Genomic DNA, 16,143 nt, shown 5'->3' on the forward strand with positions numbered 1-16,143 from the left:
GAGGAAACTATGGCTGATCTTCGTAACTATCAAAGCCGCGCTCAGACCGGCGAGATGATTGATCAAGGCCTGCGCGCTTATATGCTCAAGGTCTACAATCTGATGGCGCTGGGTCTGGCGATCACCGGCGTGGCCGCATATCTGTCGTTCCAATTCGCCTTCGCCAATGGTGAGCTGACCGCTTTCGGTCAGGCGATCTATGTGAGCCCACTGAAGTGGGTGGTCATTCTGGCGCCGCTGGCTCTGGTGTTCTTCCTGAGCTTCCGGATCCATAGCATGACGGTGGCCGCCGCGCAGACGACCTTTGCGGTCTACGCCGCGCTCGTCGGCCTGTCGCTCTCGTCGATCTTCCTGATCTACACGGGCCAGAGCGTCGTTCAGACCTTCTTCGTCACCGCCGCCTCCTTCGGCGCGCTGTCGCTTTACGGCTACACGACGAAGCGTGACCTGTCGGCGATGGGCTCGTTCCTGATGATGGGTCTTTTCGGCCTGATCATCGCTTCGCTGGTCAACATCTTCCTGGCGTCGTCCGCCGTACAGTTCGCGATCTCGGTACTCGGCGTGCTGATCTTCGCAGGCCTCACCGCCTACGATACGCAGCGGATCAAGGAATTGTACCTGGAAGCCGATGACGTCGCCGTCGCCGGCCGCAAGGCGATCATGGGTGCGCTGACGCTCTATCTCGACTTCATCAACCTCTTCATGTTCCTGCTGCAGTTCATGGGCAACCGTAAATAAGCAGGACCGAGTGAGATCGAAAAGGCGGCTTCGGCCGCCTTTTTTGTTGCGCAGGCTTTCACGGGATGGTTTTAGAAAGCCCTTGCCGCCCTTATGGATATGCTGCTGAAATGTCCTTCCTCCTGCGCGATGCTTCGAATGCCGATATCCCCGCCATTGCCGATATCTATCGCGAATCGGTCCTGAACGGCGTCGCGAGCTATGAGATCGTCCCGCCCTCCGAGGCCGAGATGGCAGTGCGTTTTTCGGCGATCGTCGGCCAGCAATATCCCTATATTGCAGCCATCGGCACGGACGGGACGCTTCTCGGCTACGCCTACGCCTCGGCGTTTCGCGCGCGTCCCGCCTATCGCTGGCTGGTCGAGGACTCGATTTATCTGGCGCCTGAGGCCCGCGGCCGGGGCATCGGCAAGGCGCTGCTCGCCGAACTGATCATCCGCTGCACCACCCTCGGCTTTCGGCAGATGGCTGCCGTCATCGGCGGCGCCAGCCCCGCATCGATCGCGCTCCATCGCGCGGCCGGCTTCGCGGAGGTCGGCCTGATGAAGGGCACCGGCTATAAACACGGCCGCTGGCTGGATACGATGTTCATGCAGCGCGCGCTCGGCGAAGGCATGAGCACCGATCCGGACCAGTCCGTCTATCCCGGCACGCTGTTTAACGGCTGATATGGCTTAATGCATGTCGCCCAAAAGTGTGCAACGGTTTTGGGATAACGACATGCATAAAACAAAGACTTAAAGCGCGACGCGCTTTAATTGTCGACGAGCTTCAGGGCCTTGTCGAAGACCTTCAGCACTTGGTTCAGCTCGTGACCGCGCTTCAGGATCGTGCCGTTGACGCTGATTACGGAATAGGCGCCCTGCTTGGCGGCAAGCTTCGGGTTTTTCTCGATGCGGAAGAGCGGCATTTCGCCGGAACGCTTGAAAACGGAAAAGACGGCCCTGTCCTTCAGGTGATCGATGGCGTAGTCGCGCCATTCACCATCACCGACCATCCGGCCGTAGATCCAGAGGATCGCGTCCAGTTCGCGCCGGTGGAAGGTCACCGGAAGCGGGTCCTTGCTTTGTTTGTATTCCCTGAGATCGACGACGACTGAGGAACTATTGTCGACGGAGCGGCTCTCGCCGTGTCGCAAATCCGGCTGATCTGTCATCAGTCTCCCGAGGCCTCCGCTTGTGACAGGAGGGTGACAGTTTGCCCGAGCCGCCGCAAATTGCAAGAGTGCCAGCCGTCACATTCAGCCGCACGACAACACCGCACGTCTCTCGCGCAAGGACGCTGTAGCACTTTGAGTCAGTGCATCATGCCTTCCGAAAGTTGCGTTCGATTTCGGAAAGCATGATGCGCTGGACAGGTCAACGCTTTCTCTGCAGCGCCGCATTTCAGTCAAAACAGCGCCTCATTTGCAGGAGATTTATGAATTCCGGTTTGGCGCCAGCGCGCCAAAGGGCCCGGCGGAGCGTATCGACCTTAACCCCAGCCCCGAATACGCTCGGCCGGGCCGCCCGGAACTTCGTCCGTAACCGGACGAAGTGTCAGATATTTTTACCAGCCATCACTACGGTCGCGCCAAGGATCGCAGCCGGATCGCCGTCTGCGGTCGCCGATTGCAGCAGGATGGCGCAGCCCTCGAGCTGCGGCCGCTGCAGGACGCTGGCAGGCAGCGTCAGGCTGGTTGCCTTGCCGTCCCACATGCCGACGGTTTCGACATTGGTGACGCTGTGCAGATAAGAAATCTTCTTGCCGCTGTTCTCGCCTTTTTCGACGTCGATCGTCTTTTCCTTATCGAAATAGACCATCACGACATTGGCTTTGCCCTGTCCCGCGCCGATCTTGATCTCCAGCTCGTCGCCGCGCATCGCGGCGCTGATTGGAACGGTCAGCCCATTGCCCTCGCTGCTATAGGTATCGATCTTGCTGTTGATGCCATTCAGATCGGCGCCGGCCAAATGGTCGCGTCCGTTGACGATGGCTTGCGGCGTGTAGACGTTGCTGCGGCCCATCGTCTTGGCATAACCATACTGCCGCTCGGTATTTTCCTTGGAGCTCAACGTATCGGCCCAGCCGAGATAGTTCCAGTAATCGACATGATAGGCGAGCGCGATGACATCGCCCTGGTTCACCAGCTTGCGAAAAGCGGCATCAGCGGGAGGACAGGAGGAGCAGCCCTGCGACGTGAAGAGTTCGACGACACCTTTCGGCGTGCCGTCTTCGGCCTGCAGCGGGCCCGAGAGAACAACGCCCGCGATTAGCGGAATCAAAAAACGGGGGGACATTCACCTGCACCTCTTTTTCAGCGCCGACGGCATGTTTGAACCAGCGGCCCTGACATATGAACGTACGAATAATCCTTCCGGGTCCAAACGAAAAGTCACGAACGGGTGAGACGAAGCTCGACAGGAACTTGCGCAAAACAAATCATCGTGAGCCCGTCCAAATACTATCGTCGCACCAAAGAAAAGCCGCCGGAGATTGCTCTCCGGCGGCTATTATCAAACAAGTCTCTTAAAAATCAGGCAGCGAGATCGCGCAGAACCGTCTGCAGGATGCCGCCATTGTTGAGGTAGATCACCTCGTCGAGCGTATCAACGCGCGACAGCAGCGGAACCTCCTTCACGGCGCCGTCGCCATAGGTGATCCTGGCGATCTTCTTCTCGCGCGGCTTGATCTTTTCCAGGCCTTCGATGGTGACGAGTTCATCGCCCTTGAGGCCGAGGCTCTGCCAGGTCGTGCCCTCTTCGAAGACGAAGGGGATGATGCCCATGCCGACCAGGTTCGAACGATGGATGCGCTCGAAGGACTGAGCGATCACTGCCTTGACGCCGAGCAGGTTGGTGCCCTTGGCAGCCCAGTCGCGCGAGGAGCCGTTGCCGTATTCGACACCGGCGAAGATGACGAGCGGCACGCCTTCCTGCTTGTACTGCATCGCCGCGTCGTAGATCGAGGTCTCTTCCTTCGACGGGTAATGGATGGTGTAGCCACCTTCCTTGCCATTTGGGCCGAGCATGTGGTTCCGGATGCGGATATTGGCGAAGGTGCCGCGCATCATCACTTCATGGTTGCCGCGGCGCGTGCCGTACTGGTTGAAGTCGGCAACGGCGACGTCATGGCCGATGAGGTAGGCGCCGGCCGGCGAAGCCGCTTTGATCGAACCGGCCGGCGAGATGTGGTCGGTGGTGATCTTGTCGCCGAACAGGCCAAGGACGCGGGCGCCCTTGATGTCGGAGACGCCGGTCCCCTTTTTGCCCATGCCGACGAAGTAGGGCGGGTTCTGCACATAGGTCGAATCATCGTCCCAGGCATAGGTCTGACCCGGCGGGACCTGGACGGCCTGCCAGTTGACGTCACCCTTGAAGACGTCGGCATATTTGCTTTCGTAGAGTTCGCGGGTCACATATTTCAGGATGAATTCCTGGACTTCCTTCGAAGTCGGCCAGATGTCCTTGAGATAAACAGGATTGCCGCTCTGGTCCTCGCCGATCGGCTCCTTGGTCAGATCCATCTGCACCGTACCGGCAAGCGCATAAGCGACGACGAGCGGCGGAGATGCGAGGTAGTTCGCCTGCACGTCGGGCGAGATGCGGCCTTCGAAGTTACGGTTGCCGGAGAGAACGCCGGAAACGATAAGGCCCTTGTCGTTGATCGTCTTCGAGATCGGTGCCGGCAGCGGGCCGGAATTGCCGATGCAGGTGGTGCAGCCGAAGCCGACGAGGTTGAAGCCGAGTTTGTCGAGATCGGCCTGCAGGCCCGATTTGGCGAGATATTCGCCGACGACCTGCGATCCCGGTGCCAGCGAGGTCTTCACCCACGGCTTCGTCTTCAGGCCCTTGGCAACGGCGTTGCGGGCAAGAAGGCCGGCGGCGATCAGCACTGACGGGTTGGAGGTGTTGGTGCACGACGTGATGGCAGCGATCGCCACGTCGCCGTGGCCGAGATCGAAGTCGGTGCCTTCAACCGCATAACGATTGTTCAACTGGCCGGGCTTCTTGTAGTCGGCATCCATGGAGCCGGCAAAACCGGTCGCGATGTTCTCGAGCGAAATGCGGCCTTCCGGACGCTTCGGGCCGGCCATCGACGGCACGACGTCGCTAAGATCGAGTTCCAGCGTATCGGTGAAGACGAGCTCGGAGCCGTCGCCCTCACGCCACATGCCTTGCGCCTTCGAATAGGCTTCGACGAGGGCGATCCGGTCATGCGTGCGGCCGGACATGGTGAGATAGTTGATGGTTTCGCCGTCGACCGGGAAGAAGCCGCAGGTGGCGCCATATTCCGGACCCATGTTGCCGATCGTCGCGCGGTCGGCGAGCGGCATGTTATCCATACCGGGGCCGAAGAATTCGACGAACTTCGAAACGACGCCCTTCTTGCGCAGCATCTGCACGACGGTGAGAACGAGGTCGGTCGCCGTGACGCCTTCCTTGAGCTTGCCGGTCAGCTTGAAGCCGATGACTTCGGGCAGCAGCATCGAGACCGGCTGGCCGAGCATCGCAGCTTCCGCTTCGATACCGCCCACACCCCAGCCGAGAACGCCGAGACCGTTGATCATCGTCGTGTGGCTGTCGGTGCCGACGCAGGTATCGGGATAGGCGATCGTCTCGCCGTCCTCTTCCTTGGTCCAGACGGTCTGGCCGAGATATTCGAGATTGACCTGATGACAGATGCCGGTGCCGGGAGGCACGACGCGGAAATTCTTGAAGGCCTGCTGGCCCCACTTCAGGAAGCGGTAGCGCTCGCCGTTGCGCTGGTATTCCAGCTCGACATTCTTGGCGAAAGCCTGCGGCGTGCCGAATTCGTCGACGATGACGGAGTGGTCGATGACGAGATCGACGGGAACGAGCGGGTTGATCTTCTCGGGATCGCCGCCGAGCGACACCATCGCGTCGCGCATCGCGGCAAGATCGACGACGGCGGGAACGCCTGTGAAGTCCTGCATCAGCACGCGCGCCGGGCGATAGGCGATTTCGTTTTCGACCGCACCCTTGTTGTTCAGCCATTCGGCAACGGCCAGGATGTGCTCCTTGGTAACCGACTGGCCGTCCTCGAAGCGCAACAGGTTTTCGAGCAGCACCTTCATCGAATAGGGAAGCTTCGACACGCCGGCCAGACCGTTTGCCTCAGCCTTGGGCAGGCTGTAATAGACATAGTCCTTCCCGTTCACGGAAAGCGTGGAACGACAATTGAAACTGTCAAGAGATTTAGACACGAGATACCCCGTTTCTGATAGCCAACACAGTCGTGCGAACGCCTATGCACTTAATGCACATCAGGATGCGGGTACGGCCATTTCCGCTGTCCGCACGTGGAACAGACGCTCCAAGTTCGGCGCAAGGATGAAATTCACGCCGACCGCTGGCGTGGTTGCAGGTCTTATAGATAATTTCCTAAAAACTTGCCATACCCGAGCACAGTCAAAATCGGACATTTTTTGACCCCGCCGCAAGCCGAAACCAAGAAAGAGCCGACGCATGCATCTCACCGCCGACAATCTGGCTGCAAGGCGCGGTGAGGATCTCATTTTCGTTAACATTTCCTTTCACTTGGCAGCCGGCGAGGCGCTTGTGCTGACGGGAAAAAATGGATCGGGAAAGTCCACTTTGCTTCGTGTCGTCGCCGGCCTCCTCAGGCCGGAAAAAGGCACTGTCATATTTCACGGCGAAGAGAGCCCGGGAGGCAGGCATCCCGGTGAGGTCAGCCACTACCTCGGCCATCGAAATGCGATGAAGAATGAACTTACGGTTGCAGAAAACCTCGATTTCTGGCGCACCTTTCTCGGCAATACAGACTCAGCCGCCGCCCTCTCCGTCGAAGACGCCACTGACGCCGTCGGTCTTTCCGGCATCACTCACCTTCCCTTCGGTTATCTCTCCGCCGGCCAGCAACGCCGGATAGCCTTCGCCAAACTGCTCGTCGCCCACCGCCCCGTCTGGATACTCGACGAACCGACCGCCGCCCTCGATGCCAGCGCCGACCGGCTGTTTGCCGATTTGATCACGGCGCATCTGACAAAGGGCGGCATCGTGCTGGCGGCAACGCATCAGCCGCTGGGGCTGGAGAATACGCAGGAATTGAAGATGGCGGGCTTTGCCGGCGTGGATCATGGGGTATGGGGTTGAGCTTGTCAGCGCATGACGTCAAGACCCCTCCCCAACCCCTCCCCACAAGGGGGAGGGGCTACGGTGCCGCGCTGTCTCGAACAAACCTCATCGTAGCAGTCGGCAGAACCGTAACAGCCGGCGAAACCTTTGCTTTCGGCCACCGGCGCGGACCACAGCTTAGCCCCTCCCCCTTGTGGGGAGGGGTTGGGGAGGGGTCTTCCTCACATCCCCGCAACGAGTGCCCCGCATGACCGCCCTCTTCCTCCGCGACCTGAAACTTTCCATCCGCGCCGGCGGCGGCGCGCTGATCGGCGTACTGTTCTTCCTGACCATCGTCGCCGTCATCCCCTTCGGCGTCGGCCCCGATCTCAAGCTGCTGTCGCGCATCGGCCCCGCCATCGTCTGGATCGGTGCCCTGCTCGCCGCCCTTCTCGGCCTCGACCGCCTGTTCCAGGCCGAGCGCGACGACGGATCGCTCGACTTGATGCTGATGCAGGAAACGCCGCTCGTCCTCACCGTGCTGGTCAAATGCTTCGCCCATTGGACGGCCACCAGCCTGCCGCTGGTCATCGCCTCGCCGCTGCTCGGCCTCTTCATGAACATGGACGAAACGGCGATTGCTGCCACCATGCTGACGCTGCTGGTCGGCTCGCCCGCCATCACCTTCATCGGCGCCGTCGGTGCTGCCGTTGCCGTGGCGCTGCCCCGCGGCGGCCTGCTGGTCTCGATCCTCGTGCTGCCGCTGACCATTCCGGTGCTGATCTTCGGCGTCAGCGCCACCTATGCCGCAGTCGAAGATCCCGCCCCCTTCCTGCCGCCCTTCCTGATCCTCATTGCGCTGACACTCTTCTTCGCCGTCATCGGCCCGGCAGCTGCGGCGCTTGCGCTACGAAATACAGCGGATTGATGGGCCATTCGATTGCGGGAAAAGCCGGATCAAGGTAAGGAAGCGGACATGAGCGAAACCAGCCTTGCCATCAGCAAATTCAGTGATCTCGCCAACCCGACGCGGTTTCTGGCGCTGGCGGCGCGCGCCATTCCGTGGCTGGCCGGCATCACCGCCCTCTGTTTCGCGGTCGGCCTCTATCTGAGCTTCGCCACCGAAGGCGATTATCAGCAGGGCGAGACCGTGCGCATCATGTATGTGCATGTGCCCTCGGCCTGGCTTTCGATGATGTGCTATACGATCATGAGCCTCTCGGCGATCGGTACGCTGGTCTGGCGCCATCCGCTGGCCGATGTTTCCGCCAAGGCCGCAGCGCCGCTCGGCGCCGCCTTTACCCTGCTTGCACTCGTCACCGGTTCGCTCTGGGGCAAGCCGATGTGGGGCACCTGGTGGGTCTGGGATGCGCGGCTCACCTCCGTCTTCGTTCTCTTCCTGATGTATCTCGGGCTGATTGCGCTCGGCCGCGCCATCGACGATCCGTCGAAGGCCGCACGCGTCAGCGCCGTGCTCATCCTCGTCGGCTTCGTCAACATCCCGATCATCAAATTCTCGGTCGAGTGGTGGAACACGCTGCACCAATCGGCAAGCGTGCTGCGCCTCGACGGCCCGGCGATCGATCCGGAATTCCTGCGGCCGCTCTTCGTCATGGCGATCGCCTTCACCCTGCTCTTCTTCACGCTGCACATCATGGCGATGAGGAACGAGATCTGGCGGCGCCGCGTTGCCGCCCAGCGCCGTCTTGCCGCCCGCATGGCGAGCCGGGAGGATTAATCGTGACGCATGCCTTCTACGTCTACGCTTCCTATGGTTTCGCAGCCCTGGTGACGATCGCCGTCACGGTCTGGACCTGGGCCGACGGCCGCGCCCGCCGCACGGAACTTGCAGCCCTTGAGGCTGCCGGCATTCGCCGCCGTTCGGCGCGCCCTAAGGACAGTGTGGGGGATGGCGAATGAACGACACGCCGGAAAACACCGTCGCCAAGCCGCGCGGGCTGAGCCGTTACGCATTGGCGCTGCTGCCGCTCGTCGTCTTCGGCGGCATTGCGGCCACGGCCGCAAAGATGCTCTACGACCAGGATTTCCATGGCAAGAACATCGCCGAAATTCCCTCCGCCCTGATCGGCACCAAAGCGCCGGCGCTGAACCTGCCGCCGCTCGACGGCTCCAACCTGCCGGCGCTGACCGATGCCGCAATCAAGGGCAAGCTGACCCTCGTCAACGTCTTCGCCTCATGGTGCCTCCCCTGCCGGGACGAACATCCGATATTGAAAGAACTGGCAAAAGACGGTCGGCTGAATATCGTCGCCATCAATTACAAGGACCAGAACGACAACGCCCTGCGTTTCCTCGGCGAACTCGGCAACCCCTTTCGGGCGATTGGCATCGATCCGAACGGCAAGGCGGCGATCGACTGGGGTGTCTACGGCATTCCGGAAAGCTATCTGGTCGCGCCTGACGGCACGATCCTCTACAAGCGCGTCGGACCCTTCGACGATATCAGCCTCAAGGAAGGGCTTTTTCCTGCGATGGAAAAGGCGCTCGGGAAGCCGGCTTCGTAACGATCGCGCCCACAAAGACCCCTCCCCACAAGGGGGAGGGGCTAAGTTGTGGCACCCGCCTCACAAACAAATAGCCAACCGCACAGTCGATGTTCAATAGGGCTCACGACGAGAGCCGCCTGTTAAGCCCCTCCCCCTTGTGGGGAGGGGTTGGGGAGGGGTCTTGTTAGAACAAAGAAGCCCTACACCCCACCCTGCCAGACCTTGATCGCCTCCACCGGCCAGATCAGCATCACAACGTTGAGCGTCAGGTTGTCGCGGATTATGTAGCCGGTGAAAATCTCGAAGAAGATGGCGATCGCCACCGTGAGCGCCACCGGTGCGCGCCGCGCGAAGAAGAAGCCGACGCACATGAAGACGGTGTCCATCGCCGAATTCAGGATGCTGTCGCCGTAATAATCGAGCGCGATCGTCGCCGTGCGGTAACGGTCGATGATGAGAGGGGAGTTTTCGAGCAGTTCCCAGCCGGATTCAATCACCAGCGCCAGCAGCAGCCTTGCCGCCAGCGGCTTGCCGCGCAGGATGAGATGCGCGAGGCCGTAAAACAGGAAGCCGTGGATGATGTGTGACGGCGTGTACCAATCCGACAGGTGCTGCGAGTTGCCGCTGGTATTGACCCCGCCCTCCCACAGCTTCACATAACCGCAGGCGCAGATCGGCACGCGGCCCATCATATATTCGGCGGCGATCTGAATGACCAGGATCGCAAGGCAGGCGACAAACCAGAAGTTCTGGTGTCTTACGCGAGATTCTACGTCGACAGCGCTCACTTCTCGCCTTCCGTTTCCAGGTTGACGCTATGTTTCAGCACTAGCGGCATCTGCGCCAGCGTGAAGATAATGGTGATCGGCATCGTGCCCCAGACCTTGAAGGCGACCCAGGTACCGTCGGAAAAATTGCGCCAGACGACTTCGTTCAGCACGGCAAGGAAGAGAAAGAAGATGCCCCAGCGGATGGTGAGCTTGCGCCAGCCCTCGGCATCGAGCTGGAAGGCGGCGTTGAAGACATAGCCGAGCAGCGACTTGCCGAAGGCCAGCCCGCCGAGCAGCGCCACGCCGAAGAGCGCGTTGACGATGGTCGGCTTCATCTTGATGAAGGTCTCGTTCTGCAGCCAGATCGACAGCGAGCCGAAGATGACGACGACGATGCCCGATACAAAAGGCATGATCGGCAGATGGCCGAGCACGATCTTCGAAACGATCAGCGAGATGATCGTCGCCGCCATGAAAAGGCCGGTCGCGACGAACAGCGGCCCGCCCAGCTCGGAAAGACCAGGAAATTTCTCCACCAGCCACTGGCCGCGCAGATTGGCGAAGAAGAAGATCATCAGCGGCCCGAGTTCCAGCGCCAGTTTCAGCAGCGGGTGATGCCGGTCGGCAGCAGACGGGGTGATATCGCTCTCGGTGCTCATGCGTTCTTAAACCTGTTTCCTGGAAACTGTTTCCGGCCGTGCCCCGCAGGCTTTCGGCGGCATATCTGTGGCATCATTGTCCAAGTCCGGCAATGGCATGGGCAAAATCCTCGGCCTCGAACGGCTCCAGGTCCTCGACGCCCTCGCCGACACCGATGAAATAGACCGGCAGCTTGTGCTTGGCGGAGATGGCGACGAGAATGCCGCCACGCGCCGTGCCGTCGAGCTTGGTCATGATCAGCCCATTGACGCCGGCGACGTTGCGGAAGATCTCGACCTGGCTCAGCGCATTCTGCCCCGTCGTGGCATCGAGCGTCTGCAGCACGGTATGCGGCGCGTCGGGATCGAGTTTTCCGAGCACGCGCACGATCTTCTCAAGCTCGGCCATCAGCTCTGCCTTGTTCTGCAGGCGGCCGGCGGTATCGACGATCAGCACGTCGCATTTGTTCGCCTTTGCCTGTTCGAAGGCATCATAGGCAAGGCCGGCGGCATCGGCGCCGAGCTTGGTGCCGATGAATTCGGAATTTGTCCGATCGGCCCAGATTTTCAGCTGCTCGATTGCCGCTGCCCGGAACGTATCGCCGGCAGCCAGCATCACCTTCAACCCGGCGCCGGAAAGCTTTGCCGCAAGCTTGCCGATCGTCGTCGTCTTGCCGGTGCCGTTGACGCCGACGACGAGGATGACATGCGGCTTGTGCGAGAGGTCGAGCTGCAGCGGCTTGGCGACCGGCTTCAGCACCTGGGCGATTTCCGACGCCATGATCCGGCTGACATCCTCGCCGGTGACATCCTTGCCATAGCGCTCGGAAGAAAGCGTGTCGGTGACGCGCATGGCGGTCTCGACGCCGAGATCGGCCTGGATCAGCAGGTCTTCGAGATCCTGCAGCGTCTCGTCATCGAGCTTGCGCTTGGTGAAGAGCGCAGTGATCTGGCCGGTCAGTTGCGAAGAGGTGCGTGCAAGGCCGTTGCGCAGACGCTGGAACCAGCTGAGTTTCGGCTGCAAAACAAACGGCGCCGGCTCGACGACCTTCGGGCCGGTGGCAAAGCCCCTGGGGAGGACGGGAGAGCCGGTCTCCGGTTCTGCTGCGGTCGTTTCGGAGGGCTCGCCGGGTGCGATACCCCCCTCTGCCCTGCCGGGCATCTCCCCCACAGGTGGGGAGATTGGCTGGGAGGGCGAATCCAACCCCGCATCATCCTCAGTCGGAATCTCTTCCGGAAGCTTTTCAACGATCTCTTCGAGGTCAGTCGGCTGTTCTAGCGCTCCGGTCTCCAGAGGACCTCCCGCCTCGTCGGGGAGATGTTCCAGAGGGACAGAAGCGGGTCTTTCCGTAACGGGTTCGGCGACCGTCTGGCTTTCAGCCTCCACCTCCGCTGCCGCCTCGGCTTCCAGCAATGAGAGCGGCACAACACTCATGTCGCTCAACTGGTCGGCGGCGGGCAGGATTGCGGATTCGACATCATCGTCAGCAACCGGTGCTTCGACTCCGCCGTCGTCAATATCGGCAGCCGGCCCGCCGGCCGTATCCATTTCCTCGGCCAGCACCGGATCGTCGGCAACCGGCAGATCTTCGTCGCGCGAACGCGGCTCCAGCTCCCTTTCCACGGCCGCAGGCACAGGTTCTTCAGCCGGCTTGCCGAAGGTGAAGACCTTTTTGATGAAACTGAGCGCCATGGGGATTCCGTGAAAGTCAGGCCGCTGCTGCAGCCGTCAATTGCATGTCGAGATGTTTGCCATTGTGGCCGGTGATCGTGACCGGCACAAGTTCGCCGGGACGAAGGCCGGGGGCCGCGACCAGCGTGAAGTTCTCCGTATGCGCCAGGCCGTTGTTTTCAACAAGCAGCCATTGCCGGGTTCCGATCATCCCATCGAGATGGGATTGATGCAGCATATGTCCAGCGGCGCGCAGCCTTGCGGCGCGATCCTTGACCAGCGACCGGTCGAGCTGCGGCATGCGGGCGGCCGGCGTGCCGGGACGCGGACTGTAGGGGAAGACATGCAGATGAGCGATGCCAGCCTCTTCGGCCAGCCTCACGGCATTCTCGAACATCTCTTCGGTTTCGGTGGGAAAGCCGGCAATCATATCGGCGCCGAAGCTCATCTCGGGGCGGAGGCGGCGCGCATCCTCGATGAAACGCAGCGCATCGGCGCGTAAATGCCGGCGCTTCATGCGCTTCAGGATCATGTCGTCGCCATGCTGCAGCGACAGATGCAGATGCGGCATGAAGCGTGGCTCGTCGGCGATGAGATCCATCAGGTGGGCATCGGCCTCGATGCTGTCGATCGAGGAAAGCCTGAGCCGACGGATATCGGGGATCTGCTTCAGCAGCGTCTTCGCCAAAAGCCCGAGCGTCGGGGCGCCCGGCAGATCGCCGCCATAGCTGGTGGCATCGACGCCGGTTAGTACGATCTCGCGATAACCGCCGTCGACGAGATTGCGGGCCTGATCGACGACGGCTCCCATCGGTACGGAGCGGGAATTGCCGCGGCCATAGGGAATGATGCAGAAAGTGCAGCGATGGTCGCAGCCATTCTGCACCTGGATGAAGGCACGCACGTGGCCGTCGATATGCCTGACCATCTGCGGCGCCGTCGCCTTGACGCTCATGATGTCGTTGACCCGGAGCTTCTCTTCGGCCGAAACGCCGAAATCCGGCAGGCTGCGATAGGAGGCGCTCGTCAGCTTCTCCTCGTTGCCGAGCACGGCATCGACCTCCGCCATCGCGGCGAAAGTCTGCTTTTCCGTCTGCGCGGCGCAGCCGGTGACGATGATGCGGGCATGCGGATTGTCGCGCCGTGCCCGGCGGATCGCCTGGCGGGCCTGGCGCACGGCCTCGCCGGTCACGGCACAGGTGTTGACCAGGATGGCGTTGTTGAGCCCGGCCTTCTCAGCCTGCGCCTTCATCACTTCGGATTCATATGTGTTGAGGCGGCAGCCGAAGGTAATGACCTCGATGCCGCTCACTGCGCCTCCGCCTCTCGGGTACCATCGCGCGACCAGAGACCGGTCGAAGGATCGAGCCTGCCCGACCATTCCCATTCGGCCGGGCCGGTCATGATGACATGATCGTCGCGCTCGCGCCATTCGATGGAAAGCGTGGCCGGCAGCTTGGCGCTTGCCACATTGATCGTCACCTTGCGGCCGGTGCGGCCGGTGCGCGCAGCACTGACGGCAGCAGAACAGGCAGCCGAGCCACAGGCAAGCGTCAGTCCCGCGCCGCGCTCCCAAGTGCGCGTCGTCACCGATGTCGGCGACGTCACTTGCGCCAGCGTGATATTGGCACGCTCGGGAAACATCGGATGGTTTTCGAGCAGCGGTCCGAATCGGGCGAGATCATAGGACATCACGTCCCTGTCCACCCAGAAGATCGCATGCGGATTGCCCATCGACATCACTGAGGGCGAATGCAGCACCGGCTTGTCGATCGGGCCGATCTGCAACTCGATGCGGCTGGTGTCGTGGAATTCTTCCGCCAGCGGGATCCCGTCCCAATCGAACACCGGCCGGCCCATATCGACCGAGATCGTCCCGTCCTCGTGCTCGACGGCGTTGAGGATGCCGGCGACCGTCTGGAAGGTAAAGACCTTCCTGCCGGTCTCGGCGGCAAGCGCCTGCACCACGCAGCGCGTGCCGTTGCCGCAGGCCTGCGCCTTCGAGCCATCGGAATTCAGGATATCGATGAAGGCATCGGTGCCGTCGGCCTTCGGATCATGGATCGCCATGATCTGATCGAACTCAGTCTGCGGATCGGCATTGAGCGCGACCGCCGCCGCCGGCGTCACCTTGTCCGGCCGGCCGCGCATGTCGACGACCAGGATCTTGTTGCCAAGCCCGTTCATCCTCGCGAATTCGACCGTTGCGCTCATGGCGATCATTCCGTCTGTCTTTCCGGTGTATATGGCGGAAATGCGAAGGAATTACCAGTGGGTGAGGCCCGCGGCCACACCATCACGCAGCCTTCCGGAATCTATACGGCTTTCCTTCAAAGCCTTGGAGAAGATTGAAACCTAGGAAAAGTTCGATAGGTTCCCGATTGAAACTGTCTTCAATGAAATTCGATCTCGATCATGTTTAAGTCATTGTTCAACCGGGTTCTAAACCGGGCTGGGTCCAAGATCTCGGATGCTTACTCGGTTTTCACACGCGATTTCGACGTTGTCGTCGATGCGCCGCGTCTGAAAGAGGTATTGGCCCCTCTGAGCCCCGATGATGCAACCGCACTTGATGATGCCTGGAAGACATTTGAAACGTCGCTCAATTCATGGCGCACAACTGCTAACCTACAGGCACTGGAAACAACGGGACTTATAAGAAACACGATATCGGATCATGAGCGACAAGATACTGTCGTTTCCATTCTCGTAGATCATTCGGGCTCTATGCGCGGACAATCGATACTCTTGGCCGCGGCTACAGCGGAGATTGCTTGCGATTTCCTGTCTCGTCTCGGTTGCCGGGTAGAGATATTGGGCTTCACAACACTAGACTGGAAAGGAGGCAAATCACGCAGATTGTGGAGAAGGCAAGGAAGTCCTCGATATCCGGGCCGTTTGTGCGACTTGCTCCACATCGTCTATCGATCAGCAAACGAGAGAAGCGCACCCGCGCTCGGTTACGTCCTGAAAAATATGCTGCGAAGGGACCTTTTAAAGGAGAATATCGATGGTGAAGCGCTAGAGTGGGCAGCAAGCCGCCTTTATCGGAGGCCGGAGAAGCGCAAGATACTGATAATACTTTCGGACGGCGCTCCCGTTGATGATTCCACGCTGCATGAAAACGGACCGAATTTTCTGATCGATCATCTACGCGGAGTCATTGCGCGTCTGGAAGCAGATGATCGCATACTGCTAGCGGCTATCGGGATCAATTGGGATACCGACGGTCTTTACAAGCGTAACTTGCGCGTCACCGCACCTGAGGATCTAGCGGGTGTAATGATAGACATGCTCCGCAATGTTCTGATCGAAAGTGGATCGCGGATCACTTCCGAATAGATCGGCAATCGTGCCAACGCCGTTCGTGTGGCGCAATGAGGGCTTATAGGCGTGCCAAGCTGTTCATGGGATAGCATTCGCTCGTCGCCGCACTCGAGCGCTGAACAACATCTCCGTCAGTATTTTCAGCTTTCTGGTTGCGCCCCGTCGGGATCGAAAGACGCAGCATGGGCTTCGACAATAGCTGCGGTAATGACCTTTCTCAGCTCGTAGACCAGCGAGCGGGACCGCTTGCGATCCAGATCCTGTGCCGCCTTCGCAAGATTCAGGCCTTCGTTCAGGACAATATGATGGGCCCGCGCCAGCGCCCAGCTCTCAATATCAGCATTTAGCATTCGATATCTCCGCCGATTCATTCGGCATCAAGGATATTCACGAATCATTTTACAGGACGCACTT

General features: G+C 60.5%; 17 protein-coding genes. 8 read left to right on the plus strand and 9 right to left on the minus strand.

Annotated elements, in window-relative coordinates:
* The first annotated feature begins 9 nt into the window (after positions 1 to 9).
* Both RWK44_RS03270 and RWK44_RS03275 read left to right on the plus strand, forming a co-directional pair.
* The gene (locus RWK44_RS03270; protein WP_077977876.1) at positions 10 to 738 is read left to right on the plus strand and encodes a Bax inhibitor-1/YccA family protein; all 729 of its coding nucleotides are present in this window, start codon (positions 10 to 12) and stop codon (positions 736 to 738) included.
* Between the two features lie 110 nt (positions 739 to 848).
* Positions 849 to 1,406: a GNAT family N-acetyltransferase gene (locus RWK44_RS03275; protein ID WP_316028355.1), complete on the plus strand. Its 558-nt coding sequence runs from the start codon at positions 849 to 851 to the stop codon at positions 1,404 to 1,406.
* An 86-nt stretch (positions 1,407 to 1,492) separates the two neighbouring features.
* Here the strand turns inward: RWK44_RS03275 and RWK44_RS03280 are convergent, their stop codons facing one another.
* The 3 genes from RWK44_RS03280 to acnA all read right to left on the minus strand — a co-directional run bounded on the left by RWK44_RS03280 (position 1,493) and on the right by acnA (position 5,944).
* Positions 1,493 to 1,894, minus strand: a complete 402-nt coding sequence (locus RWK44_RS03280) for a DUF2794 domain-containing protein (RefSeq protein ID WP_131663168.1) — start codon at positions 1,892 to 1,894, stop codon at positions 1,493 to 1,495.
* 382 nt (positions 1,895 to 2,276) lie between these two features.
* Positions 2,277 to 3,017 (minus strand): DUF1223 domain-containing protein, encoded by a 741-nt coding sequence (locus RWK44_RS03285; RefSeq protein ID WP_077977878.1) that lies wholly within the window; start codon positions 3,015 to 3,017, stop codon positions 2,277 to 2,279.
* Positions 3,018 to 3,253: 236 nt separating this feature from the next.
* Positions 3,254 to 5,944, minus strand: coding sequence for an aconitate hydratase AcnA (acnA, locus tag RWK44_RS03290; protein ID WP_316028356.1), 2,691 nt, complete (start codon positions 5,942 to 5,944; stop codon positions 3,254 to 3,256).
* A 262-nt stretch (positions 5,945 to 6,206) separates the two neighbouring features.
* On the opposite strand from acnA, the gene ccmA reads away from it, so the two are divergent.
* The 5 genes from ccmA to RWK44_RS03315 all read left to right on the plus strand — a co-directional run bounded on the left by ccmA (position 6,207) and on the right by RWK44_RS03315 (position 9,340).
* The gene (gene ccmA, locus RWK44_RS03295; RefSeq protein WP_168283333.1) at positions 6,207 to 6,854 is read left to right on the plus strand and encodes a heme ABC exporter ATP-binding protein CcmA; all 648 of its coding nucleotides are present in this window, start codon (positions 6,207 to 6,209) and stop codon (positions 6,852 to 6,854) included.
* A gap of 229 nt (positions 6,855 to 7,083) precedes the next feature.
* Positions 7,084 to 7,743 carry a heme exporter protein CcmB gene (gene ccmB / locus RWK44_RS03300; RefSeq protein WP_162116902.1) on the plus strand — a complete coding sequence of 220 codons (660 nt, stop codon included), beginning with the start codon at positions 7,084 to 7,086 and terminating at the stop codon, positions 7,741 to 7,743.
* Between the two features lie 48 nt (positions 7,744 to 7,791).
* On the plus strand, positions 7,792 to 8,553 hold the full coding sequence (locus tag RWK44_RS03305) for a heme ABC transporter permease (RefSeq protein WP_168283332.1): 762 nt from the start codon (positions 7,792 to 7,794) through the stop codon (positions 8,551 to 8,553).
* A gap of 2 nt (positions 8,554 to 8,555) precedes the next feature.
* The gene (gene ccmD / locus RWK44_RS03310) at positions 8,556 to 8,735 is read left to right on the plus strand and encodes a heme exporter protein CcmD (RefSeq protein ID WP_164025358.1); all 180 of its coding nucleotides are present in this window, start codon (positions 8,556 to 8,558) and stop codon (positions 8,733 to 8,735) included.
* The gene (locus RWK44_RS03315) at positions 8,732 to 9,340 is read left to right on the plus strand and encodes a DsbE family thiol:disulfide interchange protein (RefSeq protein WP_168283331.1); all 609 of its coding nucleotides are present in this window, start codon (positions 8,732 to 8,734) and stop codon (positions 9,338 to 9,340) included. The genes ccmD and RWK44_RS03315 overlap by 4 nt, the downstream gene beginning before the upstream one ends.
* Before the next feature lie 182 nt (positions 9,341 to 9,522).
* Here RWK44_RS03315 and RWK44_RS03320 read toward each other — a convergent pair whose 3' ends face one another.
* From RWK44_RS03320 to dapF, 5 genes are all read right to left on the minus strand, one after another.
* Positions 9,523 to 10,110 carry a DUF2585 domain-containing protein gene (locus RWK44_RS03320; RefSeq protein WP_168283330.1) on the minus strand — a complete coding sequence of 196 codons (588 nt, stop codon included), beginning with the start codon at positions 10,108 to 10,110 and terminating at the stop codon, positions 9,523 to 9,525.
* Positions 10,107 to 10,751, minus strand: a complete 645-nt coding sequence (locus RWK44_RS03325; RefSeq protein ID WP_168283329.1) for a septation protein A — start codon at positions 10,749 to 10,751, stop codon at positions 10,107 to 10,109. The genes RWK44_RS03320 and RWK44_RS03325 overlap by 4 nt, the downstream gene beginning before the upstream one ends.
* 73 nt (positions 10,752 to 10,824) lie before the next feature.
* Complete coding sequence (ftsY, locus tag RWK44_RS03330; protein WP_316028357.1) at positions 10,825 to 12,423, minus strand: signal recognition particle-docking protein FtsY; 1,599 nt, start codon at positions 12,421 to 12,423, stop codon at positions 10,825 to 10,827.
* A gap of 16 nt (positions 12,424 to 12,439) precedes the next feature.
* On the minus strand, positions 12,440 to 13,714 hold the full coding sequence (mtaB, locus tag RWK44_RS03335) for a tRNA (N(6)-L-threonylcarbamoyladenosine(37)-C(2))-methylthiotransferase MtaB (protein ID WP_017962451.1): 1,275 nt from the start codon (positions 13,712 to 13,714) through the stop codon (positions 12,440 to 12,442).
* The gene (gene dapF / locus RWK44_RS03340) at positions 13,711 to 14,616 is read right to left on the minus strand and encodes a diaminopimelate epimerase (protein WP_316028358.1); all 906 of its coding nucleotides are present in this window, start codon (positions 14,614 to 14,616) and stop codon (positions 13,711 to 13,713) included. The genes mtaB and dapF overlap by 4 nt, the downstream gene beginning before the upstream one ends.
* A gap of 201 nt (positions 14,617 to 14,817) precedes the next feature.
* On the opposite strand from dapF, the gene RWK44_RS03345 reads away from it, so the two are divergent.
* Complete coding sequence (locus RWK44_RS03345; protein ID WP_221999449.1) at positions 14,818 to 15,744, plus strand: cobaltochelatase CobT-related protein; 927 nt, start codon at positions 14,818 to 14,820, stop codon at positions 15,742 to 15,744.
* 125 nt (positions 15,745 to 15,869) lie between these two features.
* Here the strand turns inward: RWK44_RS03345 and RWK44_RS03350 are convergent, their stop codons facing one another.
* On the minus strand, positions 15,870 to 16,100 hold the full coding sequence (locus RWK44_RS03350) for a hypothetical protein (protein ID WP_221999450.1): 231 nt from the start codon (positions 16,098 to 16,100) through the stop codon (positions 15,870 to 15,872).
* Between the last annotated feature and the right edge of the window lie 43 nt (positions 16,101 to 16,143).

Origin of the sequence: Rhizobium sp. 25PS6 (genome assembly GCF_032464655.1) — a bacterium.
GTDB classification, from domain to species: Bacteria; Pseudomonadota; Alphaproteobacteria; order Rhizobiales; family Rhizobiaceae; genus Rhizobium; species Rhizobium laguerreae.